Source organism: Flavobacterium sp. DG1-102-2 (assembly GCF_033042555.1).
GTDB lineage: Bacteria > Bacteroidota > Bacteroidia > Flavobacteriales > Flavobacteriaceae > Flavobacterium.
The window spans coordinates 90127-113418 of sequence record NZ_JAWLIK010000007.1; the positions used below are offsets into that span (position 1 = coordinate 90127).

The 23292-nt window shown below is 40.8% G+C and carries 19 protein-coding genes and 4 tRNA genes; 20 read left to right on the forward strand and 3 right to left on the reverse strand.

All coding sequences use genetic code 11. From position 1 onward, the window contains the following. Window positions 1-52: 52 nt before the first annotated feature. From R1T16_RS11470 to R1T16_RS11540, 15 genes are all read left to right on the forward strand, one after another. Complete coding sequence (locus R1T16_RS11470; protein ID WP_317501249.1) at window positions 53-838, forward strand: TlpA disulfide reductase family protein; 786 nt, start codon at window positions 53-55, stop codon at window positions 836-838. Between the two features lie 135 nt (window positions 839-973). Continuing rightward, the gene (mutS, locus tag R1T16_RS11475) at window positions 974-3580 is read left to right on the forward strand and encodes a DNA mismatch repair protein MutS (protein WP_317501250.1); all 2607 of its coding nucleotides are present in this window, start codon (window positions 974-976) and stop codon (window positions 3578-3580) included. 288 nt (window positions 3581-3868) lie between these two features. Continuing rightward, window positions 3869-3941, forward strand: a tRNA-Gly gene (locus R1T16_RS11480). 15 nt (window positions 3942-3956) lie between these two features. Further along, a tRNA-Leu gene (locus R1T16_RS11485) sits at window positions 3957-4042 on the forward strand. Between the two features lie 174 nt (window positions 4043-4216). Further along, window positions 4217-5011, forward strand: coding sequence for a hypothetical protein (locus R1T16_RS11490; protein ID WP_317501251.1), 795 nt, complete (start codon window positions 4217-4219; stop codon window positions 5009-5011). A gap of 12 nt (window positions 5012-5023) precedes the next feature. Next, the gene (locus R1T16_RS11495; protein WP_317501252.1) at window positions 5024-5533 is read left to right on the forward strand and encodes a TlpA disulfide reductase family protein; all 510 of its coding nucleotides are present in this window, start codon (window positions 5024-5026) and stop codon (window positions 5531-5533) included. An 88-nt stretch (window positions 5534-5621) separates the two neighbouring features. After that, window positions 5622-5694, forward strand: a tRNA-Gly gene (locus R1T16_RS11500). A 15-nt stretch (window positions 5695-5709) separates the two neighbouring features. Continuing rightward, window positions 5710-5795: transfer RNA gene (locus tag R1T16_RS11505), tRNA-Leu, on the forward strand. Between the two features lie 203 nt (window positions 5796-5998). Then, window positions 5999-6226, forward strand: coding sequence for a helix-turn-helix transcriptional regulator (locus R1T16_RS11510; protein ID WP_317501253.1), 228 nt, complete (start codon window positions 5999-6001; stop codon window positions 6224-6226). A 53-nt stretch (window positions 6227-6279) separates the two neighbouring features. Next, on the forward strand, window positions 6280-7917 hold the full coding sequence (locus tag R1T16_RS11515) for a DUF6377 domain-containing protein (RefSeq protein ID WP_317501254.1): 1638 nt from the start codon (window positions 6280-6282) through the stop codon (window positions 7915-7917). A gap of 169 nt (window positions 7918-8086) precedes the next feature. Beyond that, window positions 8087-10303, forward strand: coding sequence for a glycoside hydrolase family 3 C-terminal domain-containing protein (locus R1T16_RS11520; RefSeq protein ID WP_317501255.1), 2217 nt, complete (start codon window positions 8087-8089; stop codon window positions 10301-10303). A 63-nt stretch (window positions 10304-10366) separates the two neighbouring features. Further along, window positions 10367-11017 carry a DUF1349 domain-containing protein gene (locus tag R1T16_RS11525; protein WP_317501256.1) on the forward strand — a complete coding sequence of 217 codons (651 nt, stop codon included), beginning with the start codon at window positions 10367-10369 and terminating at the stop codon, window positions 11015-11017. A gap of 3 nt (window positions 11018-11020) precedes the next feature. Continuing rightward, the gene (locus tag R1T16_RS11530) at window positions 11021-12079 is read left to right on the forward strand and encodes an acyltransferase (RefSeq protein ID WP_317501257.1); all 1059 of its coding nucleotides are present in this window, start codon (window positions 11021-11023) and stop codon (window positions 12077-12079) included. A 358-nt stretch (window positions 12080-12437) separates the two neighbouring features. Beyond that, on the forward strand, window positions 12438-13337 hold the full coding sequence (locus R1T16_RS11535) for a phosphatase PAP2 family protein (RefSeq protein ID WP_317501258.1): 900 nt from the start codon (window positions 12438-12440) through the stop codon (window positions 13335-13337). A 264-nt stretch (window positions 13338-13601) separates the two neighbouring features. Further along, window positions 13602-14522 (forward strand): NPP1 family protein, encoded by a 921-nt coding sequence (locus tag R1T16_RS11540; RefSeq protein WP_317501259.1) that lies wholly within the window; start codon window positions 13602-13604, stop codon window positions 14520-14522. Window positions 14523-14687: 165 nt separating this feature from the next. Here R1T16_RS11540 and R1T16_RS11545 read toward each other — a convergent pair whose 3' ends face one another. Together R1T16_RS11545 and R1T16_RS11550 are read right to left on the reverse strand one after the other, a co-directional pair. After that, window positions 14688-14903, reverse strand: coding sequence for a hypothetical protein (locus R1T16_RS11545; RefSeq protein WP_317501260.1), 216 nt, complete (start codon window positions 14901-14903; stop codon window positions 14688-14690). 228 nt (window positions 14904-15131) lie between these two features. Then, the gene (locus tag R1T16_RS11550) at window positions 15132-17267 is read right to left on the reverse strand and encodes a S46 family peptidase (protein ID WP_317501261.1); all 2136 of its coding nucleotides are present in this window, start codon (window positions 17265-17267) and stop codon (window positions 15132-15134) included. 90 nt (window positions 17268-17357) lie between these two features. Here R1T16_RS11550 and R1T16_RS11555 point away from each other — a divergent pair, with 90 nt between their 5' ends. Next, window positions 17358-17927, forward strand: coding sequence for a Crp/Fnr family transcriptional regulator (locus R1T16_RS11555; protein WP_317501262.1), 570 nt, complete (start codon window positions 17358-17360; stop codon window positions 17925-17927). Window positions 17928-18030: 103 nt separating this feature from the next. Beyond that, window positions 18031-18465: a carboxymuconolactone decarboxylase family protein gene (locus R1T16_RS11560; RefSeq protein WP_411162030.1), complete on the forward strand. Its 435-nt coding sequence runs from the start codon at window positions 18031-18033 to the stop codon at window positions 18463-18465. A gap of 64 nt (window positions 18466-18529) precedes the next feature. Here R1T16_RS11560 and R1T16_RS11565 read toward each other — a convergent pair whose 3' ends face one another. Further along, window positions 18530-20164 carry a hypothetical protein gene (locus tag R1T16_RS11565; RefSeq protein WP_317501264.1) on the reverse strand — a complete coding sequence of 545 codons (1635 nt, stop codon included), beginning with the start codon at window positions 20162-20164 and terminating at the stop codon, window positions 18530-18532. Window positions 20165-20414: 250 nt separating this feature from the next. Between R1T16_RS11565 and R1T16_RS11570 the strand changes: the two genes are divergently transcribed. The 3 genes from R1T16_RS11570 to R1T16_RS11580 all read left to right on the forward strand — a co-directional run bounded on the left by R1T16_RS11570 (window position 20415) and on the right by R1T16_RS11580 (window position 23292). Beyond that, on the forward strand, window positions 20415-21089 hold the full coding sequence (locus R1T16_RS11570) for a response regulator transcription factor (protein WP_317501265.1): 675 nt from the start codon (window positions 20415-20417) through the stop codon (window positions 21087-21089). Window position 21090: 1 nt separating this feature from the next. Beyond that, window positions 21091-22488, forward strand: coding sequence for a HAMP domain-containing sensor histidine kinase (locus R1T16_RS11575; RefSeq protein ID WP_317501266.1), 1398 nt, complete (start codon window positions 21091-21093; stop codon window positions 22486-22488). Between the two features lie 78 nt (window positions 22489-22566). After that, window positions 22567-23292, forward strand: coding sequence for a hypothetical protein (locus R1T16_RS11580; protein ID WP_317501267.1), 726 nt, complete (start codon window positions 22567-22569; stop codon window positions 23290-23292).

Consider the following 23292-nt stretch of genomic DNA (forward strand, 5'->3'; position numbering starts at 1 on the left):
AAATAAATATTACTTTAGGCGATAGTAAATTATGGATAATAAAATTTAAACCATGAAAAAAATAATTTGTTTTACTCTTTTTATAGTTGCTCAATTCATTTACGGACAAGCTGCTGTTGGCAAAAAGCCCGAGAATGTGATAATAATCAATAATGAGATCGTTACTATGGAACAAGTTGAAAAGTATGGTAATGAAGGTTATATCAAAGCTATGAGCAAAGGGGTTTCGGAAAAACAAAGAAATGAGCTTGCTGAAAAGTTTGGGGATAAAATAGGGGAAAAGGAATTTATAATATTGGTTTCTTTATTTTATGAGAGTGAAAAAATTGAGAATCTTAAAAAAAGTGGTGCTGAAACAGAAGGGAGTATGGCTGTTTCTAAAAACGAAGAGTATATTTTAAATGTAAACGACACTGCAAAAGACTTTACATTAAAATTAATTGATGGTACTGAAGTAAAACTTTCTGATTTAAAAGGTAAAGTTGTTCTGGTCAATTTTTGGGCAACCTGGTGTGGTCCCTGCCTGATGGAATTTTATGATATTCCTGAAAAAATCCTTAAGCCATTTAAAAATGTTGACTTTGTATTTTTGGCAATCTCAAAAGGCGAAACGAAAGAAAAAGTGGCAAAAAAAGTATTAAAATTAAAGGCTGACGGCCTCAATTTTAATTTTGGTATTGACCCTGATAAAAAAATATGGAATGATTATGCATTAAATTCAATTCCTAAAAATTTTCTGATAGATCAAAATGGAGTTGTCAGGTTTGTTTCCACCGGAAATGCAGCTGATAATTTGGAAAATATCGCAAAAGAGATAAGAAAATTATTGCCGAAATAAAATGATGTGCTTCATGCTGCTTTTAAAATAAGGTGTAGGTCTTTCACAAGTTATCCACCATTTACCAACACCGCATTTAAGTGTTTCAGAATTTAAGTAACTTCGCCCATTACGAAAATTTAAACCATATTTCAATTGGCTACTAAAGAAAAAGCACCCAAAGAAACCCCCTTAATGAAACAGTATAACGAGATCAAGGCAAAGTACCCTGATGCGTGCCTGTTGTTTCGTGTGGGTGATTTTTACGAAACCTTTGGCGAAGATGCCGTAAGGGCAGCCGGAATATTAGGTATAGTGCTTACCAAAAGGGGAGCGGGCAGCGATTCTGAAACCGCGTTATGCGGATTCCCGCACCACTCTTTAAATACGTATCTGCCAAAACTGGTTAAAGCAGGACTAAGGGTTGCAATATGTGACCAGCTAGAAGATCCAAAAATGACCAAGACCATCGTGAAACGCGGCGTGACCGAACTGGTTACTCCCGGTGTATCAATGAACGATGAGGTGCTGCATGCCAAGAGCAATAACTTTCTGGCTTCGGTTCATTTTGGTAAGAGAAGTTTAGGTATTTCATTTCTTGATGTGTCTACGGGAGAATTTCTTACGGCACAGGGTAATGAAGAATATATAGACAAATTGTTACAAAATTTTAGTCCGAGTGAGGTGCTTGTGCCTAAGGCGGAAAAGAATAATTTCAGGGAAACCTTTGGCGATGATTTTCATACGTTTTACCTGGAAGACTGGGTATATAAAGAAGATTATGCCTTCGAGAGCCTTACTTCGCATTTTGGAACTAACTCCCTTAAAGGTTTTGGTGTTGAAGAACTTCAGGAAGGTATTATTGCATCGGGTGCAGTGTTGTATTATTTATCAGAAACCCAGCATAATAAAGTGCAGCATATTACGTCAATTCAGCGTATTGCCGAAGATGCCTATGTGTGGATGGACCGGTTTACCATACGTAACCTCGAATTGTACCAAAGTCCAAACCTTAACGCCGTAACATTACTTGATGTAATAGACAGAACGCTTTCACCAATGGGAAGCCGACTGCTGAAACGCTGGCTTGCATTGCCCTTAAAGGATGCCAACAAAGTACGCGCCCGCCATGAGGTAGTGGCTTATTTAAAAGATAACCAGGATACCCTTAGCAAGATACAGTACCAGATAAAACAAATATCCGACCTTGAGCGCCTCATCTCTAAGATCGCGACGGGAAAAGTAAGTCCGCGTGAGGTGGTTTATCTTAAAGATTCATTAGATGCCATTGTGCCTATCAAGGCGCTGGCACTGGAAAGTAAAAATGAAGCATTAAAAGCCATCGGCGACAGCCTGCATGCCTGCGACCTGCTTCGCGAAAAGATTAAAACTACATTACATCCAGATGCGCCTGTTTCCATTAATAAAGGAAATGCTATTGCGATGGGCATCCACCCGGAACTTGATGATTTAAGGAATATATCAAATACGGGTAAGGAATATCTTGAAGGGATTGAGAGAAGAGAGTCGGAAGCGACCGGAATCTCATCACTTAAAATATCTTTCAATAATGTATTCGGGTATTATATAGAAGTTCGTAATACGCACAAGGATAAAGTTCCGGCAGAGTGGATACGCAAGCAAACACTTGTAAATGCCGAACGTTATATTACTGAAGAGCTTAAGGAATACGAAACCAAGATACTTGGTGCCGAAGAAAAGATACATGCGCTGGAAACTCAGTTATTTGAACAGCTCGTAGTATGGATATCAACCTACATAAAACCGGTTCAGTTAAATGCCAGCCTCGTGGCGCAGGTAGACTGCCTGTCGTCGTTTGCACAGCTGGCTATAGAAAACAAATATGTTTGCCCGGTTATCGATGATAGTTTTGACCTTGAGATAAAAGAAGGCCGCCACCCGGTTATAGAAAAGCAATTGCCGGTAGGAACGCCTTATATAACTAATGATGTTTACCTTGACCGCAGCGCACAACAGATTATTATGATCACAGGGCCCAATATGTCGGGTAAATCGGCTATTCTTCGCCAAACGGCGTTGATAGTGCTGCTTGCACAGATGGGAAGTTTTGTTCCTGCTGAAAGCGTGCGCATGGGTATTGTAGATAAGATATTTACAAGGGTAGGGGCGTCAGACAATATCTCGATGGGTGAATCTACCTTTATGGTCGAGATGAACGAAACGGCAAGCATCCTTAACAATTTATCAGACAGGAGCCTTATTCTGCTTGATGAGATTGGCCGTGGAACGAGTACCTACGACGGTATTTCCATCGCATGGGCTATCGCCGAATTTCTGCATGAGCACCCGGCGCAGCCAAAAACGTTATTTGCCACGCATTACCACGAACTGAATGAGATGCAGGATATCTTTGACCGTATTCAGAATTTTAATGTGTCGGTAAAAGAACTTAAAGATACGGTGCTGTTTATCCGTAAGCTTGTAAAAGGCGGTTCTGCACACAGTTTTGGTATCCATGTCGCCAAGATGGCGGGGATGCCGCAAACGGTAATACAGAAGGCGCAAAAACTACTTAAAAAGCTGGAGAAAGATCATTCGGGCGAAGCACTGGGTAATGGTAAGGTAGCAGCAAAAGACGAACTGCAGCTAAGCTTCTTTAATCTTGATGACCCTTTGCTGGAAGAAATTAAAGAGGAGATTGTAAACCTGGACATCAATACGCTTACGCCGGTTGAAGCGTTAATGAAACTAAACGAGATAAAAAGGATGCTGACAAAGTAGTGTCCGTGTTCAGTGTCGCGAGGTTCATTGCTTCCTCAGTCGGATTTCAACCTCGAGTTAGTCGTAGTGTAACGAAGTCGAAAATCCCTATTGTAAACATGGATTCTTAAAGTCTTGAGATGATAAGAAGGAGGTGTGTCCTGAGAACTAATTTTTTTTACATTTTAAGCTAAACGTTATCAGAAAGTTATATTTTTTATCTGATTTTTTTTTGGGAAACGTTTGCGAAATTGAATTTAAGTGCTACATTTGCAACCGAATTACTGATACAAACAGCGGTAACCAAATGCGAAAATAGCTCAGTTGGTAGAGCGCAACCTTGCCAAGGTTGAGGTCGCGGGTTCGAATCCCGTTTTTCGCTCAGACTACTAATAATGCTCGAGTGGTGGAATTGGTAGACACGCTGGACTTAAAATCCAGTGGGTAGTAATGCCCGTGCGGGTTCAAGTCCCGCCTTGAGTACAAAAAGCCTTAAACGAAAGTTTAAGGTTTTTTTTTTGATTAATTAACAGGGGAAACTTCTTAAAGATCAAGGCTAACCTTCAGGATGCCGTAGAATTATTGCGGTGTAAAAATGATTTTTTAATCAGAATGTAATTTTTTTATTACATTAGGCTTTATCTTTTTAAAATAATCATGATAAAGAAATCCTTATTTTTATTGTATGCGCTTATAATAACACTGTCTGGCTCACTGAAATGCAATGCGCAACTTACCGATGCACAGGTAAAAGAACTGCTCTTTAAGATAGATGATTCTATCGCCAGTATAAAAACGGTGGTGTATAAGATTAAATATGACAAGAAACTTCTTTCAAGAAGGGATACCGTACATACAGTTGCTGTGTGTTCGCTATACATCGCGCCAAGAGACAAGATGAAAGCTTATAATATAATTGATGGAACGGAAACAGCATTAGAAAGGCATTCTTACATACATAGAAAATATGATGGCAAGAGGTCATTTCTTACTGATCGTTCGGTAGATTTTCCGGATAAGCTTACGAATAACTTTATTGAGAGTGACAGCAAAATGAGAGAGTCTGTAGTAAAAGACTATGGTGATCTGTTGCTGAGTGAATATACAAAGATTAAGACGCCTTTTGGCAGATATGCGCCGTCAGCAGGTATGATAGGGTTTAAAGAAGATAAGCTTTATGGTGTGCCGGTATATGTGTTTACCATTACATTTAAAGATAAGGAAGATGTTAGGGACAATGTTGAAAAACATTATATACGGAAATCAGACCTTTTACCGATTGCTTTCTCATCGTTCCTTCGTTGGGAAAACATGGAGCAATACCACTATTATGAGGTAGACTATTTAGATATAAATCCAAATATAACACGGGAAGATTTTAAAATAGAAAAAGATGAAACCATCGTTGCAAGTGAGCGTTATAATGAGTTTAATAAAAAGATAAAAAAGTAAAGGATTACCAGCATGAGAACCAGGACTATAAAAATGCTATTATGCTGTTTTGTAATGGCAATGAGCTTGTTTACAGCCACTTCCCAAAACGACACTAAAAACTTAAGCCTTCCTGATTTTGAAATGAAGCTGCATAACAATACAACTGTAAATCTGAGCCAATTAAAAGGAAAAGTAGTACTGCTTGATTTTTGGTACAGGGGTTGTGCGCCCTGCCTTATGGCTATTCCTGATCTTGTAAAACTTCAGGAAGAATTTAAGGATGACCTCGTGATCATTGGTATCAATCATTCAGATACACAGGATGATGTAATTGATTATTTTAATTACAAGAAGCCCAATTATGCGTCTACCTACAAAAACGGCGACAATATTCCGAAAGCCCTGAACGTAACTATAATTGGTTACCCCACCACTATGCTATATGGTAAGCAGGGAAAGCTGATAAAAATGGATGCCGGATACCGAAAAGGCGGAATACGCTCACTGCGTAATGGAATAAAAAAAGCCCTGAAAAAATAACATAGATTTCTAATAGTTTTGTTTTGCATAAAGCGAAACTTTACTACATTTGCAACCGAATTACTGATACAAACAGCGGTAACCAAATGCGAAAATAGCTCAGTTGGTAGAGCGCAACCTTGCCAAGGTTGAGGTCGCGGGTTCGAATCCCGTTTTTCGCTCAGACTACTAATAATGCTCGAGTGGTGGAATTGGTAGACACGCTGGACTTAAAATCCAGTGGGTAGTAATGCCCGTGCGGGTTCAAGTCCCGCCTTGAGTACGAAGCCTTAAACGAAAGTTTAAGGCTTTTTTCGTTTGAATATTTTTCTTAGCGGGAGTCTACTTTTTTCATTTCATAGATTAACCTGTCTATAGTTTTAATTTATACCAAATATGAATTAGCCCTCCCGCTATTTATACTGCTCTTTAATTTTAACAATTGAGGATAACGGCGATTAATCATCAATCATCCTCAAAAAAGACATGTTAAAGTTTAAAGATAAACGACTGGTAAAATTTGGCGAGCACGTAAGGCAGCTTCGCGAAAAACTGGGTATGACCCATGCCGATATCGTAAACAGGAGTACACTCACTAAAAGCGATGTTGCTTCTATAGAAGAGGGCGGAAAGAATTTTGGGTTCACGACACTGCTGGAGCTGGCAAAAGGGCTCGGAGTAAGCACGGGTGAACTGCTGAATATTGATCTTTAACATACTTTATCTTTAATTGATTTATTACATTTGCGGTTCTCAATAACTGCTGCGTGAAAAACTTCCTTTTTATTTCTTTGCTGCTTGTTTGTGCCTTTTGCAGTGCACAAAACAGCCGTTTGGCTTTTGCAGAGCTTGATGCTGCCATAAAGAATAAAAGTGAGTATTCGCAAAAAAGGGAAGAACGTATATCTGGACTAAAAAGGCTTAAAGAAGACGGATTATCCCGTCTCAGGGAATATGAGGTAAACAAAAGCCTTTATAAAGAATACCGCAAATTCAGGCTTGATTCGGCTATTGCTTATATTCAGAGAAACCTTGTCATTGCGTCAGATTTAAACGATGAAGTATTAAAAAATGAATCGCAGCTGCAACTGGCAAATTTATACTCTTCTTCGGGTAAATTTCGCGAAGCCGAAGGCATCTTGAAAGGAATAAACAGGAACAGCCTTTCAAAATCATTGCTGCCGTTATATTACGAATTCTACAGCCAGTTTTTTGAACATTATGCTACGAACAGCTATAACGAAGCCTACGCTAAAAAGATAGAAATGTACCGTGATTCGCTGCTTATAGTGCTTGACCTTGCATCAGTTAAATATAAGATAGCGATGTCACAGAAAAATATCTACCACAACAAAATTGACATCGCCCAAAAAGATCTGCTGCATCTTTTAGAAACAGCTAAAGATAAAAATGCCGATTATGCCATGACAGCTTATCTGCTGGGCGATATTAGCGGATTAAAAAACAATCCCGAAAAGCAAAAGGAATATTATGCTGTTTCGGCAACTGCCGATATTAAGAACGCAATACGCGATAATGCTGCGGTACAAAACCTTGCCCTGATTTTCTACGAAGCCGGTGATATAGACAACGCCTATAAATTTACCAGGTCGGCTATTGAAGATGCTATCTTTTGTAATGTAAAGTTTCGCACGCTGCAAATGTCAGAGCTGTATTCCATCATCAATACTGCTTATCTTGAAAAGGAAGCGAAAGGAAAGAGCCAGTTACAGCTTTACCTGATGCTGATCAGCATACTTTCTTTTTTTCTTATCCTTGCCGTAGTCCATGTGTACAAACAGATGCGCAGAGTATCAAAGATAAAGGAAGAGCTATACATAACAAGCCAAAAGCTGGCCGGCCTAAATTCGGAGATTACTATTACCAACGAGCAGCTGCATGAAAGCAACGCACAGCTATCAGAATCAAACCATGTAAAAGAAGAATATATTGCGCATTTTTTTGATCTGTGCTCAACGTATATTAACAAGCTGGAGGATTACCGCAAATCGCTCAACCGTAAGGCTGCCGACAAACAGCTTGACGAGCTTTTTAAAATGCTGAAATCTACAACAGTGGTAGATAACGAGATCGAAGAGCTGTACAAAACCTTTGATACAATCTTTATCAACCTGTATCCTACTTTTGTAAAAGATTTTAATGCCCTCCTCGTACCCGAAGAGCAGGTAACTGTAAAACAGGGTGAATTGCTAAATACCGAACTGCGTATTTTTGCACTCGTGCGCCTGGGCATTACCGACAGCGTAAAGATTGCTGCCTTTCTCCGCTACTCTTTAAGCACTATTTATAACTACCGCACTAAGGCCAGGAATAAAGCTGCTGTTTCCCGTGATGAGTTTGAGGTCATGGTCTCAAAAATCGGACTTTTACCTTCAAGAGCCTAAGATAAGGCTATTATTTTACTACTTTTTTTGATTGTTATAATATGGTTATTTATTTGATAGTCATAATGTTAATCTTTATTGTTTGCTACTTTTTTGAGTGTAGAAATCCGGCGTGTACTATAACGTTATAGTTTTACCAAAAAATAGAGATCACCTTAAATATTGAAACATGAATAAAAAGATAAGAGTATTTGTTACAGCTCTTTTGTTTGGTTCGTTCGGTACGCAGGCGCAAACCACTGTGCCTGTTTACCTGAATGACAGTAAACCTATTAAAGACAGGGTTGAGGATGCACTTTCGCGAATGACGGTTGAAGAGAAGATCGCCATGATACACGCACAGTCTAAATTCAGTTCGCCCGGAGTGCCCCGCTTAGGTATCCCTGAAAACTGGATGACCGACGGCCCTCACGGAATACGCCCTGAAGTGCTGTGGGATGAATGGTCTCAGGCAGGATGGACAAACGATTCGTGTATTGCATTTCCTGCCCTAACAGCCCTTTCTGCAACGTGGAATAAAGAATTGGCCAGGCTGTACGGAAAATCGTTAGGAGAAGAAGCGCGCTACCGTAATAAGAATGTACTGTTGGGGCCTGGGGTAAATAATTACCGCAGTCCGCTCAACGGGCGCAATTTTGAATACATGGGCGAAGATCCGTTCTTAACTTCTAAAATGGTTGTTCCCTATATTCAGGGTGTGCAGTCTAATGGTGTTGCGGCCTGTGTAAAGCACTTTGCACTAAACAATCAGGAAACCAACCGTCATAGCGTTAATGTGGTGGTAGATGACCGTGCTCTATACGAAATTTATCTTCCCGCCTTTAAGGCTGCGGTTACTGAAGGGGATTCATGGACAATCATGGGGTCGTATAATAAATACAAAGGACAGCAAAACTGCCATAATCAATACCTGCTAAACGATATTCTTAAAGGGGAATGGGGCTTTAAGGGGGCTGTTGTAGCCGATTGGGGTGGTGCTCACAATACCCGGGAAGCAATATTTAACGGATTGGATATGGAATTTGGCAGCTGGACAGACGGCCTTGCATGGGGTAAGAGCAATGCGTATGATAACTATTATCTTGCGGCGCCTTATCTGGACCTGATTAAAAAGGGCGAAGTGGGTACTAAAGAACTTGATGATAAAGTGCGCCGTATTCTGCGACTTTCTTTTTTGACTACAATGGATAAGAACAGGCCGTGGGGTTCTTTTGGCACAGAAGAGCATGCACTTGCAGCCCGAAAAATTGCCGAGGAAGGCATCGTGCTGCTTCAAAACAAAAACAACGTATTGCCTGTAAATCTTGCTAAGACTAAGAAAATAGCTGTTATAGGCGAGAATGCCATCAAAATGATGACAGTAGGCGGCGGAAGCTCTTCGCTTAAGGCGAAATATGAAATATCTCCGCTGGATGGCATCAAAAAAAGGGTGGGCAGCCAGGCAGAGGTAATCTACGCACGTGGCTATGTAGGCGACGCCAGCAGCGATTACAATGGGGTAGTTTCGGGTCAGAATCTTCAAGATAAGCGTTCTGCTAAAGAACTTATGGATGAAGCGCTGAAAGTGGCAAAATCTGCCGATGTTGTGATTTTTGTGGGAGGGCTTAATAAAAGCGACTTTCAGGATAGCGAAGGTAACGACCGTAAAGGGTTAGAGCTTCCTTATGATCAGAATAAGCTTATAAGCGAATTGGCTAAAGTAAATAAGAACGTAGTGTTTGTAAACATATCGGGCAACGCGGTGGCTATGCCATGGGCTAAACAGGTGTCGGGCATTGTTCAGGGCTGGTTTCTGGGTACAGAAGCGGGCAGTGCATTGGCTGCTGTATTGGTAGGCGACGTAAATCCGTCGGGTAAGCTTACGTTTACATTCCCTGCACAGCTTAAAGATAATCCGGCGCATTTGTTTGGCGAATTCCCGGGCGGAGAAGAAGTGCATTACAAAGAGGGCATATTTGTAGGCTACCGTTGGAATGAAAAACAAAACATCAAACCGCTGTTCCCTTTTGGCCACGGACTTACGTATACCACGTTTGAATACGGTAAAGCATCGGCCGATAAAAGGGAAATTTCGGCATCAGATAAAATTACGATTACTGTAAAAGTAAAGAATACTGGTAAGCGCGACGGACAGGAGATCGTTCAGCTCTATATTGCCGACCTTAAATCGTCTTTACCAAGGCCTGTAAAAGAACTTAAAGGTTTTGAAAAGGTACGGCTTAAAGCGGGTGAGGAAAAAACAGTAACGTTCTCACTGGATAAATCGGCATTAAGCTTTTTTGATGACAGGAAACACGACTGGGTTGCAGAACCGGGCGATTTTGAAGCTATCATTGGCGCATCATCATCTGATGTGAAAACAAAAGTGAAATTTACCTTGAAATAACAGATTGGGCTGTAACTTTTGTTACAGCCTGTTTTTAACCAATCAATCACCAATAAACAAATAATGAAAAAAATCTTTATCGGTATCATATCGTTGCTTGCCCTGCAGCAGGCAGCGGCGCAGAGCCTGGAAAAAATGCAGTGGTTTAACGAACCCGCAAAATGGGAAATCAAGAATAATGCACTTACCATGCAGGTAACGCCTAAAAGCGACTACTGGCGCATATCGCACTACGGTTTTACCGTTGACGATGCTCCATTTTACTATACGACTTATGGCGGGGAGTTTGAAGCCAAAGTAAAAATTACAGGAGCTTATAAAGAGCGTTTTGACCAAATGGGCCTTATGCTCCGTATAGACGAAGATAACTATATTAAAACAGGAGTAGAATTTGTAGACGGTAAATTCAACATCAGTACTGTGGTAACACACGAAAAGAGCGACTGGAGTGTAACAGCTTTAGATAAAACGCCTCCTTTTGTATGGATAAAAGTTGTGCGCAGGCTTGATGCTGTTGAAGTGTTTTATTCATATGATGATAAAAATTACATCATGACCCGCAATGCTCCGTTACAGGATAACACTCCGGTAATGGTAGGGCTTATGGCTGCATGCCCGGATGGTAATGGTTTTGAAGCAAAGTTTGAGAATTTTTCGGTGAAACACCTGGCAGACCAGCGCAGGCTGGAATGGCTTAAAAATCATAAGGAGTAAGCGATGAAACCGCATTATCCTATTTTAGACGGCCTTCGCGGAACAGCTGCGCTGCTTGTTGTTATTTTTCACCTGATCGAGGCTTTTTATCCCGACGTGAACATCCATCCTATGCACCATGCTTTTCTTGCAGTAGATTTTTTCTTTCTGCTGTCGGGTTTTGTAATTGGTTATGCGTATGATGACCGTTGGGGGAGCATGACATTCAAAGATTTTTTTAAGATACGGCTGGTGCGACTGCATCCGCTGGTAATTGTAAGTGCTGTGATAGCGGGTGTGTGCATACTGTTGGATCCGTATACTGAAAGCATACAAAAATATAACTTTTTGCAGGTAGCGGGCATATCGTTGTTGGCAATGACGCTGCTTCCGGTACCTGACGTAAGGGGATGGAATGAAACCCATTCTATTAATGGGCCGTTTTGGTCGTTGTTACAGGAGTATATAGCCAACTTTATTTATGCGGTTGTAGGCAGAAAGCTAAGCAGTACTGCTTTATGGATATTGGTAACACTTAGTGCAGCGGCGCTCATAGTTACGGCATCGTGGCGTGGAAACCTGGGCACAGGCTGGGGTTATGATACTTTCTGGATCGCTTTTGTGCGAATGATGTTCCCGTTTTTTGGCGGGCTGTTGCTTTTCCGTGCCGGTAAACTTATCAGGATACCCAATGCCTACCTTTTTTGCTCTGTAGCATTAACCGTATTGTTTTGCCTCCCTACATTCAGGTTTAACGGTTTGTATGAAGCGGCATGTATTATCATCGCATTTCCTATGATAGTGGCTGCCGGTGCCGGAGGTACTATAAATGGCAGATGGGCTAAATTGTGTAAATTTTCAGGGGATATATCGTATCCTATTTACATACTGCACTATCCGTTCATCTATATCTATACCTCATGGATATATGCTGCAAAACCCGATACTGCCACAATATGGCTTGTGTCGGTGGGCTTAGTGCTATTCTTTGTACTTCTGGCATATGCATTACTTAAATTGTATGACGAGCCGGTACGCCAATGGCTTCGCCGGAAGTTTTTAATTCGTAAGACAGTCTCATAATATAGTGTTTGCTTAAAACGACTCCGGGTTAAAGAGTTAGGGCTTTATGCCGGTTGTTTTTGCGATGGCCGACGGTAAATTACCGTCGGCTTTTTTATTGCCTAATCTCATTTTTAACGTTTTACGGCATACTAATTGGATAACACCATCGTTTTAAAATACTAACAGTTAATGATTTAATGTGTTTTTGTTTAAATCTGTAAAGAAAAATTTACTAAATTAAATCTGCATCGTATCGCAGCTCAAATTATCTTCATCACCCTACTCAACGATAAGACAAATTACTGTCAGGCTTATACAAGATTTCAGTCTGGAAACAAAATAATGTGTGGAATAGTTTAATTTATATCGAACTAGAATGAGAGTAAAAGGATTTTTGTTTGTTGTTTTATCTGTGTGTTCGTTTGTAGCTTCAGCACAAACAGATTCAATTGTGGCGCCAAAAGAGCAGGCGCGTTTTAAAATGCATATACCGGCAGTAAAAGATTCGGTAGCTAAGCAAAAGGCGCAGAAGCTACCCAGGTCTAATGCCGCTAAACCTGTGCCGGAGCTCAAACCTGAATTTGCAGGGCTTGCATTAAATAGTGATTCCTTAGTTATGCAGTCTAAAGCCAAGTCCGGTTTTATACGGCAGACGGCGATTCCGTTAGGTATGATCACGGCAGGTGTGTTACTTAGTAAGAGCGGTTTTGAAAAATCGCTTAAAACGAATGTGCGCAATGCTGTAGGTAATGATTTTAAAACAGGTATAGATGATTATATACGGTATGCGCCCATAGTGCAGTTGTATGCGGCAGATGCTTTTGGCGTCAAGGCAAAGAACCATTGGTTTGACCAGACAAAGAACCTGGCGATATCATATATACTTACCGATTTTATTACCAATTCGCTTAAAAAGAACGTGCACAAGATGCGACCGAATGTAAGTATGGGCGATGAATCTTTTCCGTCGGCACATACCACGCAGGCTTTTACAACGGCCACAGTATTGTATGAGGAGTTTAAAGATTCTAGCCCACTGTTGGCCTACAGTGGTTATGTGTTTGCTGTTAGTACAGGCGCCCTGCGTATCATGAACAACGCCCATTGGTTTAGCGATGTTGTGGTGGGGGCGGGTATTGGCATATTAGTTACTAAAGTAGTGTATATGCTTGACCCTCTTATAAAATGGAACCCTTTCCTGAAGAAAAAAGAAGTATTGATACTGCCGCAGGTTGCAGCCAACGAATATGGTGTTTATATGAGCTATAAGTTTTAAACAGTTCTATACATAAGTCCAAAAGCCGTATCAGTAAAATGATGCGGCTTTTTTGGTTTCAGGAATACGACCGTAATTAAATACAGCATAATTATTTATTATTTAAAAGATTACGTGTCATGTTTAACATTCGTAACGTTAGCGTAATGATTTAAAAATTGTATGGGATAACGTACTTAACACAGGATAATGTTCTTTGTGTAAGAGGCGTGGATACCAAGGCAGATCTGTCTCTGATAATCCAAATCAACTAAATTCTATACTATGAAAAAAAATGTTCTTAAAGTACTCGCAGTGTTCAGTCTTGTAGGTTTTTACCAATGTTCTGCACCCTCAATCGAAGAAGAGGATGTAGATTTCAGCAGGCCGAAAAAAATCAATAACGTGCATACCTTCCTTAACTGTAACTGCAGCGAGAGTGGTACAAAAGTAACGGGGAGCAACGCATCACAATGGGCTTCGCAGTTTGCACCACTTGTAAAATTTGACCGCGCCGCACCCGACTATCCTACCTCTGTAGAAGATATGTGGGCAAGTTCTAACCCATCTTCAATTACGTGTGATGCCACACTTGCGTTGACTAACACGACCTCGCCAACAGCGCCGGTTTTCCCAACGTACTTTGATGTACAGCAGCACCCTTCAGATTCAGATAAAGTATTTATCGATTATTGGTTTACCTATAAAAACCAGGAGCCATGTGCAGCAGGGCAGGGCGGACACAATTATGACTGGGAGCACGTTGTGATCCAGTTCAGGAAATCAACGTCACGTATCCTTACCGTAACTTATTTTCAGCACGGCGGATGGTATACTAAAGACTGGCGCAATGTTGCTGCCGGAACAAGGCTAATGGCTTATGTGGGTAAAAAAGCGCATGGCATGTACCACAATTCACGCTCGTCAAGCTTTTTTGGGTATGAATGTACGTACTACGGGGATTATAGAAATCCTGAGAATTCAGGAGATGAATACGGAACCTGGAATAACCTCCAGCAGATGGAATGCGGAAAAACCGAATTTAACTTTAGCGGTACATGGGGCGCTTCAGGAAAAGGGCCATTATTCCGCGACCGCGCTTACTGGAATTTTGCATCCTGCAAAGGTTCAGACGGACTTTTTGGAACCGATGGCTGCAGCCAGTCTGATTTTGCCGTAGGAACATTACTGGGCGGAATCAATTAAATAAAGACCTTACATTATACCACGCTAACCTGATTTGCCAATTTATTAAAACTGCTCCTTACAGGGCAGTTTTTTGTTTAAATGTCTTGAAGTAATACATAAAAAAAGCTCCCGCATTGCGGGAGCTTTTAAATACTTTAACTAGTTACTAGTCCTTGCAAATTCTTAGTGAGCAGGAGCAGCAGCTGGAGTTGCAGCTGGAGCAGCAGCAGTATCAACAGCAGTAGTATCAGCAACTGGAGCAGTTTCTTCAACAGCTGGAGTTTCTTCTACAGTTGTAGTTTCTTCTGTTGTAGTTTCTTCTTTAGCAGTTTCTTTACAAGAAACAAAAGAAACACTCATCATTGCTACTAGAGCTAGGCTTAAAACAACTTTTTTCATCTTACTAAATTATAAAGGTTAATTATTAATTCGGAGCAAAGATATAAATTTTTTGATATCGCAATATATTTGTGATAATTTTTTTTGCAAATCATTTTCCCTTTAAATACAAGGGTTTACAAGTTATAATGTGCTTTTTAACAGTAAGCTTTTTAATAGTGTGGCAGTATAAAATTCTTAGGGTGCTTACTTTGCCTGAACAAACTTATTTTAAAAAAGTGAACCTGGCTATTTACCCACGACCTTCATCTCATCTACAAGGTGTTTTGCACCTGCATATTTGTCTATAATAAATAACACGTAGCGCATATCTACCATCACGTTTCGGCAAATAGACGGGTCATAATGAATGTCGCTCATGGTACCTTCCCACACACGGTCAAAATTAAGTCCTATAAGATTACCTCTTGCATCAATGGCAGGGCTTCCTGAGTTTCCTCCTGTAGTATGGTTAGTCCCGATGAAGCAAACAGGCATCTTGCCATTCTCTCCGTAACGGCCGTAGTCTTTCTTGTTATAAAGGTCAATCAGTTTTGCAGGCACGTCAAACTCATAATCTCCCGGCACATATTTTTCTATTACACCATCAAGATAGGTTACAGGTTTATAGTAAGTAGCATCTTTTGGCTCATAGCCATCTACTTTGCCATATGTTACACGCAGCGTGCTGTTAGCATCCGGGAAAATGCGCGCATCTTTAGGGCTTAGTTCCAGTATACCTTTCATATAAGTACGCTGAAGCGAAGCTATCTTTAAGTTTATCTCCTCATATCTAGTGGCTACGTTAGCATTAAAGGCATCGGTAAGTGCCTTAACAAGCTGATAGCCTTTGTCCTTGTTAAGTCTTGCTATAGCTGTTTTAGCATCGCCTGCCAGCAGCTCTTTCACGCCACTGTATGATGTAAGCTTAGATTGCCCGTAAATTTCGGTAGTCAGGGTTTTATAGTTGGCATTAATAAGTTCTTTTGGCAGGAACTGTTTAGGTGATTTGGTGCCATAAAGTTCTATAAGCTGTTCAAACACTTTCTCGTCTACGTTTTTGTTGAAGTCTTTATAGACTTCTTCGAGTGCAGCGATTGTGTTGTTTCTCCTGTCATTAAATGACTGCTCACCACTACGGTTGAAGGCGATTTCCAGTTGGTACATTTTGTAAGCTGTAGCAAGAAGCTCGGTATTACGCAGTACAACTTCAATAAAGTAATCCCTGCTAAGTGCATAAGGTGCAATTTCAGCGTAGTTTTTTTCAAATTCGGCCATCAGGCTGCCGTATTCTGCCTGCTTTCCTGCCTTGGTTACTTTTGCCAAAAAGTCCTTTTCGTAAGCTCTTTTAAGTGCTATCGCATTACTTTTTTTAAGACCCTGAGTTTCGCCTATCCATTTTTTCCAATAGTTGGCAATCTGTGCATATTTAGCAGCATACTGAATTTTGATAGCCTGGTCTTTACGCATAAAGCCGTCAGCTATTTTAAGGGCAGCATCCCTCACTTCAATTTTTGCAGGGTTAAGACTGTTCACAATCTGGTCTACCGCTACAGCCGGAAGGTATTCGGTCGTTTTGCCTGGGTAACCAAACACAAGTGTAAAGTCATCTTCCTTAACACCGCCTATAGAGACAGGAAAGAAGTATTTTGGGGTATATGGCACATTCTCTTTAGAATAATCTGCCGGCTTATTGTCCTTGTTGGCATAGATCCTGAAAAGCGAGAAGTCGCCTGTATGCCTCGGCCAAACCCAGTTATCGGTGTCCGATCCAAATTTACCTATAGATGACGGCGGCGCTCCCACAAGGCGAACATCGGTAAAGGTTTCGGTTACAAAACGCATATACTGGTTGCCTTCATAAAAGGTACGTATGCTGTTGCCCTGCCAAGACTCTTTAGGGAGTGTTTTGGTAAGGTTGGCTATGTTTTCCTGTATTTTCTTTTGTTTGTCTTTTTCGTTGGTAATTGTAGTAGTACCTTCAAGCACCTGGGTAGTAACATCTTCTATCCTTACGATAAAAGTTACTTCGAGATCCGGGTTTGGTAGCTCTTCGGCCTGGCTCATGGCCCAGAAACCGTTAGCAAGGTAATCGTGTTCTACAGTAGAGTGCGACTGTATCTCACCAAAACCACAGTGGTGGTTAGTAAGTAATAGTCCTTTCGACGAAATAACTTCAGATGTACACCCGCCGTTAAACTGTGGTACGGCATCTTTAAGGCTGGAATGGTTTACATCATAAATGTCTGACGCCGACATTTTCATGCCAAGGCTCTTCATTTCTTTCTCGTTCATTCCCTTAAGCAGGGACGGAATCCACATGCCGCCTTGCTGCGCATAGGCAGGAAGTATAAGCAATAAGACAAGCAGTCGTAATAATTTCATATTGTATTTTAATTATTTAAGCGATGCGCAAGTTACACATTATTTAGAAAAAGGTATAATTTGTATATTTCGGTCATAATTATAAGTAGTATGTTCGATTCAATTGTTACACATATAAGAAAACATGCAGGCCTTACCGATGCTGAGGCAGATATCCTGACTTCGCTGCTTACAGTAAGAGATGTAAAAAAGAAAGAGCATTTGCTTGAGGCGGGAAAGGTATGCACCGAATACTATTTTGTGGCAGAAGGATGTTTTAGAATGTATCTTGTCACTGCAAAAGGGGCAGAGCAGGTAATACAATTTGGTATAGAAGACTGGTGGATAAACGATTATGCAAGTTATAAAACCGGCCTGCCATCAGGATATTGCATACAGGCTGTTGAAAAGGCAAAAGTAATTGTGCTTGATAAAAAGAATGAAGAAGAAATGTTTACCAGGCTTCCGCAGATGGAGCGCTACTTTAGGCGTGTGGCAGAGAAAGCCTATTCTGCACAGCTAAACCGCATCCATTATATATTTAACCTTAGCGGCGAGGAGCAGTATCACCTTATGAACAGCAGGCACCCTCAGTTTGTGCAGCGGGTGCCCCAGTATATGCTGGCATCCTTTCTTGGTATTACTCCCGAATTTTTAAGTAAGCTCAGGGCGAAGAAATAATTTTTCGGTAAAAATCATTTCTTAATCATGATTAAGTTTTTTAATGATCCATTGGCGGAAATTTGTCATGTACAAATCATATAACAAATTAATACTAAACGTCATGGAAAAAAGAATGAACATGTTTAAAGTAGAACCGGAAGGCTATAATGCAATGCTTGCCTTAGAAAAATACCTTACCGGTACAGAAGTTTCTAAAACCCACAAAGAACTTATCAAGATAAGGGCTTCACAAATCAATGGCTGTGCTTTTTGTCTTGATATGCACACAAAAGATGCCCTTAAATATGGCGAGAGCCAGCAGCGCATTTTTACGCTGAACGCGTGGAGAGATACGCCTTTCTTTACACCTGAGGAGCGGGCTTTACTTGCACTAACCGAAGAGGTAACCCTTATAACAAGCCACGTTTCAGATAAAACGTATAATGAAGCTGTTGCACTTTTGGGCGAAAAATATATAGCACAGGTCATTATGCTTATTGTCGTAATTAACGGCTGGAACCGTATTGCAATTACTACAGGTATGATGCCTGCATAATTTTAGATTCTCTTGCAAAAAAAAGAAAGCCTCCTTTAAGGAGGCTTTCTTTTTTTTGCAAGGGTTATTTTTTCTTAACGCCCAGTTTAAGATTGTCAAAGGTTGATACATCTATCACCTCTTCGTTATCGGTATCATACGAAATTCTTACACTGTCGCCCACCACCGTCACCGGCAGTTCGTTAGATAATTGTGACGAACCGATGAATATCTTAGGGTTTCCGTTAAGCGTAAAATAATAGAAGCTATTTCCGTTTTTTATATCGCTCTGTATACGTGTTACCACAGTACTCAATACTGTTCTTGTATCCTTATCATCAGGGTTAATTCGGTTACCTGCCATGTTGTAAACATTTTTGTACGACATCAGTGTTTCGCGCATGGTGTTGCCCACGCCCACGATGGTGTAATCTCCAATAGAAACCATCGCATACATTTTTACCAGTCCGCCGCCATCTTTAAGCGTCATTACATAAGTTGGTATACCGTTGATGGTATATGGTACAGGCAGCGATGCCTTATAGCCCTTTTCCTGTACTTTACCCTCGGCAGAACTTTGTGCTGCATATTCTGTAGCGCCGCTCTGGTGGTAAATAGTAGTTTCTTTAGTCCTTGTGTCTATAAGCGCAAAACCTACCGCAGATTCTTCCTTACCTACAGATGATACCCCCGTGTACCAGTAAGAACGGCCATCTTCGCCATATACAAGCGTAAGGTCTTCGGTAATCATAAGCTTATCGGTATTGGCCCAGTTCCAGTAACCGTGCACATATTCGCCCCAGTCGTTCATCTGCTCTACAACAAAAGATATCGGCTGTATCCTATCTACCCATTTTGGTGTATTGGCAATGGTGTATTCGTTTATCGCACCCGTTTGCGCATCAATAAGAACCACTCCTGTAGCATCGTCTCCGGCAAAGCCAACTTTCTTTTCATACTTTGTAGCTACCCAGAATGGTTTTCCGGTATCGTCAATTTCAAAATTAAAATCGGCTAGGCCTGTCGTGGCATATCCGTTAAAATAGGTATGCCTTTCTATCTGGCTGCCAAAATAAGCTTCCGGCTGGTATTTAATTTTCAGGTCTTTTCCGTTAAGGTTTTGTACCAGCTTTACGTCACGCTCGTTAGTTGCCGAAACCATTACATAGCCTTCGGTACCGTCGCTGTTATTAAGCCATTTAAAAAATCCTGAATGCAGCAATGGTGCTACCCAGTATAGATCGTCTCCCACTTTCTGGATAAAAAATTCGCCAAGCTCTGACTTACTTCCCAGGGCAGGATCAGAACCCAATATTTTTTCGCCAAGCAAATACGCAAGGTTTTCATCTACCACCCTTACTTTGTTGATGGATATAGGCGCAATGTGGTTAGTCATTTTATCGCCGGTCTTCACCTTGCCTATCATTTCGCGGTAATCCTGATTCCTGAAAATAGGCGCGCTTGTAAACAGCGGTAATAATGTGGCATATAAAAATAACACGAGGGCTATTCCTAAGGCTATTTTTCCTCCTTTAGTGAGTTTTAAAGTTACCTTTTTGCTGGTGATGATTTTATCTGATGTTGTAAAGGCTGCTGCCACCAGGATAAAGATCAGGATAACGGCAAATCCTGTAAACCCGTAATTAAGCACCGGGAGTGCTGTGTAGAAAATTAAAAATCCAATCACTAATAAAACTGCAACTGCTACTGTCTTCTTCATTTTTTGTTTTTAAATTATTGGTTATGCCTATTTGTACGTAAAAGGGTATAAAATGTTACAGCAAATTGTAAATATATTTTTACCTTTTACTGTTTTGTTAAAATAAACGCATTAAAAATGCATTAACCTACTTTTAAACACATTTGATTGAAAATGTGTGAATGACGAATTCAATTTGTCCTGAATCGCTCAATTTGCATAACATTTACATTTTGAATTGCTATTTTTGTAGTATCCCTTATCAAAATACATGAAGCTGCTAATTGTAGAAGACGAGCCTAACTTGTTGTCCATTCTCAGGAAAGGCCTTACCGAAAAGAATTATGAAGTTAGTGCCGCTCTTGACGGTACTACGGCCATGTCTATGCTGGCGTCTAATACTTTTGATGTCGTGGTTCTCGATGTGATGCTGCCCGATATTAACGGTATTGAAATATGCCGAAGGCTGCGTGCTGCAGGCAATTTTGTTCCGATACTTATGCTTACCGCGCTTGATAGCAGCGAAAACGTAGTTACAGGGCTTAATGCCGGTGCCGATGATTATATGGCTAAACCCTTTAAGTTTACAGAACTTGAAGCTCGTATCAACGCGCTGGCACGCCGTGCGCAGCAGGAGCACCGCCCGCCTGAGATAATAACCATAGAAGACATGGAGATTGACAGGTTGGCTAAGTCGGTAAAAAGGGGAGAGGATACCATTTCACTTACTGCAAAAGAATTTAAGCTGTTGTATTACCTGGCTAAAAATTCGGGTATAATTCTGTCAAGGGAAAAGATACTGGACAATGTATGGAATATTAATTTTGACATGAATACTAACGTGGTAGATGTTTACATTAACTACCTGCGCAAAAAGATAGATAAGCCCTATAGCACAAAACTTATCCACACCATAAAAGGACTGGGGTATGTTGTAAAACCATAATATGCAAATAAGAAAAAAGATCATTGTTACTTACATTACCCTTTCGGGTATAAGTACTCTATTGCTGTGCGTCGTAGTGTTTTTTCTTTTTAAGCAAAATAACCAATACTATTTCTTAAAGCGTTTGCAGGACAGGGCAAAAATTGTCGCTTCCATACATTACCAGAACGACCCCGAGAAAGCGCGGTACTATCGCAGGCTTAAGGAACAGGGACTGGAAGAACTTATAGATGAGCACGACTTTGTGCTTAAGGTAAATGGGGCAAACTCGTTTGAATATACTACAGAGCTGCATTTGCAGCATGAGTTTTATGAAGAAGCCATGACAACCGGAAAATCGTGGGTCATGATGGATGAACACCGCTACTACTATGGGCAAGTGTTTGAAGAGAACGGACTTAAATACCTGGTTATCGTTACGGCAAAAGACCGCCGGGGCAACACCAGTACCATTTATATTACCCGCATAATGCTCTTTGGCGGAATAGCATTTATTATCCTCGCTTACTTTTTTGGGCGATTTTTAGCGCGCAGGGTTATTAACCCAGTGTCAAGAATCACTAAAGAGGTAAAACGCATTAGTGCTTCAAACCTGCACAACAGGCTGCCATTACCGGGAACAGATGATTCTGACGAGATCACCGATCTTACTAAGACCTTTAACGATATGCTGGACAGGCTGGAAACCTCGTTTGAGATTCAGGCGAACTTTATCAATAATGCGTCGCACGAACTTAAAACACCTATAACCACAATATTAGCCGAAACCGAGATTGCGCTTCTTAAAGAACGTGACCCTGAGGAGTATGCTGTTACTTTAGAGAACATAAATAAACAGGCCTCCCGCCTTAGTAACCTTACGGAAAGCCTTTTGAAACTGACACAGACAGGATACGATGGTACTAAACAAGTTCAGGATATTACCAGGATAGACGAACTGCTATTGGATGTTAAGTGCGACCTTGACCGCCTGTATCCTGATAATCGTATCAGTATAAAGCTAAACGACGTGCCTGAAGATGAAGCCCTGCTTATGCTGCCCTGCAACAGGCCGCTGCTGGAGCTTGCCATAGGCAATATTATTTCTAATGGCGTAAAATATTCTGATAACGAAGAAGTGTTTGTTTCATTTTCAGCAAATGCTAAAGACATAAGAATCGTAATTACCGATATTGGTATCGGTATCCCTCCGGAAGATATTCCATATCTCTATGAGCCTTTCTTCAGGGGTAAGAAGGCATCGCGTTATACAGGTTATGGCTTAGGGCTTCCATTGGCCATGAAGATAATCAGGATGCATGGGGGCGAACTGGTAATTCAGTCAGAGCCGGATAAGGGAACAGTCGTGAACATTATCTTTCACAGGGCTGGTATTAAAAAATCTAATGTGAAATCTTAGTATTTTCTAATTTTATTTTAAGCCCGCTCTAATATAGGAGTTGTTGTTTTGTGTGTATAGCCGCTAAGATTATACATTATGAAAAACATACTCATACCATCTACACTACAGCAGGATACACTTTTTTCGGTAAAAACTGCCATAGATCAGGCTGCCGGCACCAAGTGTGTAATCACATTAGTATTACTTAACGAAGCTCCTGATACTGAGTCGGCATCTTATTTTCTCAGAAAAACCAAGCCACTTACTACTCCCGCGCAAATGCTTGTACTTAATGAATGCAGGGGGGCAATTGACAACTCTTTAAACTGTGTGCTCGAAATTCATAACCAGTTTGGGCTTACGGCACCGCTGCTTAAAAACTTGCTTGAATATTTGGCTACAACTATTATCATCATTCCGGCATCATATAAACAGGAGGGTAAAAAAATACACAGCTATTTTTTAGAATTGCTTTCTAATAGCAAAATACCCATGCTGCATTTAACACCCGGCTGCGAACTGCAGGAACTTAATAAAGCACTATTTGTTGAGAGGGATGAAACAGCAGTGAGCTTAACCGAGTTACAGCAAATCATAAACAGCCAGTTTACCTTTAAGATCGTAGGGCATGCTGCAGTAAGCGCACATTATCCCGAGGAGCCCGACCCGGGGGTTGCAGAAGCAATCTCTAAAAACAATATTGACCTGCTCATAGAAACCCGTAAAAATTCTAAGATGGGTAAAAAGAAAAAGAAGGCAGTTATAAACGAATCCCTTGGATTACCAGTACTGTCTATATATGAAGATGCCATAACGGCCTGA

Coding starts and splice junctions, on each gene's coding strand:
- R1T16_RS11470 (WP_317501249.1), top strand. CDS start 53: ATGAAAAAAATAATTTGTTTTACTCTTTTTATAGTTGCTCAATTCATT.
- R1T16_RS11490 (WP_317501251.1), top strand. CDS start 4,217: ATGATAAAGAAATCCTTATTTTTATTGTATGCGCTTATAATAACACTG.
- R1T16_RS11495 (WP_317501252.1), top strand. CDS start 5,024: ATGAGAACCAGGACTATAAAAATGCTATTATGCTGTTTTGTAATGGCA.
- R1T16_RS11510 (WP_317501253.1), top strand. CDS start 5,999: ATGTTAAAGTTTAAAGATAAACGACTGGTAAAATTTGGCGAGCACGTA.
- R1T16_RS11520 (WP_317501255.1), top strand. CDS start 8,087: ATGAATAAAAAGATAAGAGTATTTGTTACAGCTCTTTTGTTTGGTTCG.
- R1T16_RS11525 (WP_317501256.1), top strand. CDS start 10,367: ATGAAAAAAATCTTTATCGGTATCATATCGTTGCTTGCCCTGCAGCAG.
- R1T16_RS11530 (WP_317501257.1), top strand. CDS start 11,021: ATGAAACCGCATTATCCTATTTTAGACGGCCTTCGCGGAACAGCTGCG.
- R1T16_RS11535 (WP_317501258.1), top strand. CDS start 12,438: ATGAGAGTAAAAGGATTTTTGTTTGTTGTTTTATCTGTGTGTTCGTTT.
- R1T16_RS11540 (WP_317501259.1), top strand. CDS start 13,602: ATGAAAAAAAATGTTCTTAAAGTACTCGCAGTGTTCAGTCTTGTAGGT.
- R1T16_RS11545 (WP_317501260.1), bottom strand. CDS start 14,903: ATGAAAAAAGTTGTTTTAAGCCTAGCTCTAGTAGCAATGATGAGTGTT.
- R1T16_RS11550 (WP_317501261.1), bottom strand. CDS start 17,267: ATGAAATTATTACGACTGCTTGTCTTATTGCTTATACTTCCTGCCTAT.
- R1T16_RS11555 (WP_317501262.1), top strand. CDS start 17,358: ATGTTCGATTCAATTGTTACACATATAAGAAAACATGCAGGCCTTACC.
- R1T16_RS11560 (WP_411162030.1), top strand. CDS start 18,031: ATGGAAAAAAGAATGAACATGTTTAAAGTAGAACCGGAAGGCTATAAT.
- R1T16_RS11565 (WP_317501264.1), bottom strand. CDS start 20,164: ATGAAGAAGACAGTAGCAGTTGCAGTTTTATTAGTGATTGGATTTTTA.
- R1T16_RS11570 (WP_317501265.1), top strand. CDS start 20,415: ATGAAGCTGCTAATTGTAGAAGACGAGCCTAACTTGTTGTCCATTCTC.
- R1T16_RS11575 (WP_317501266.1), top strand. CDS start 21,091: ATGCAAATAAGAAAAAAGATCATTGTTACTTACATTACCCTTTCGGGT.
- R1T16_RS11580 (WP_317501267.1), top strand. CDS start 22,567: ATGAAAAACATACTCATACCATCTACACTACAGCAGGATACACTTTTT.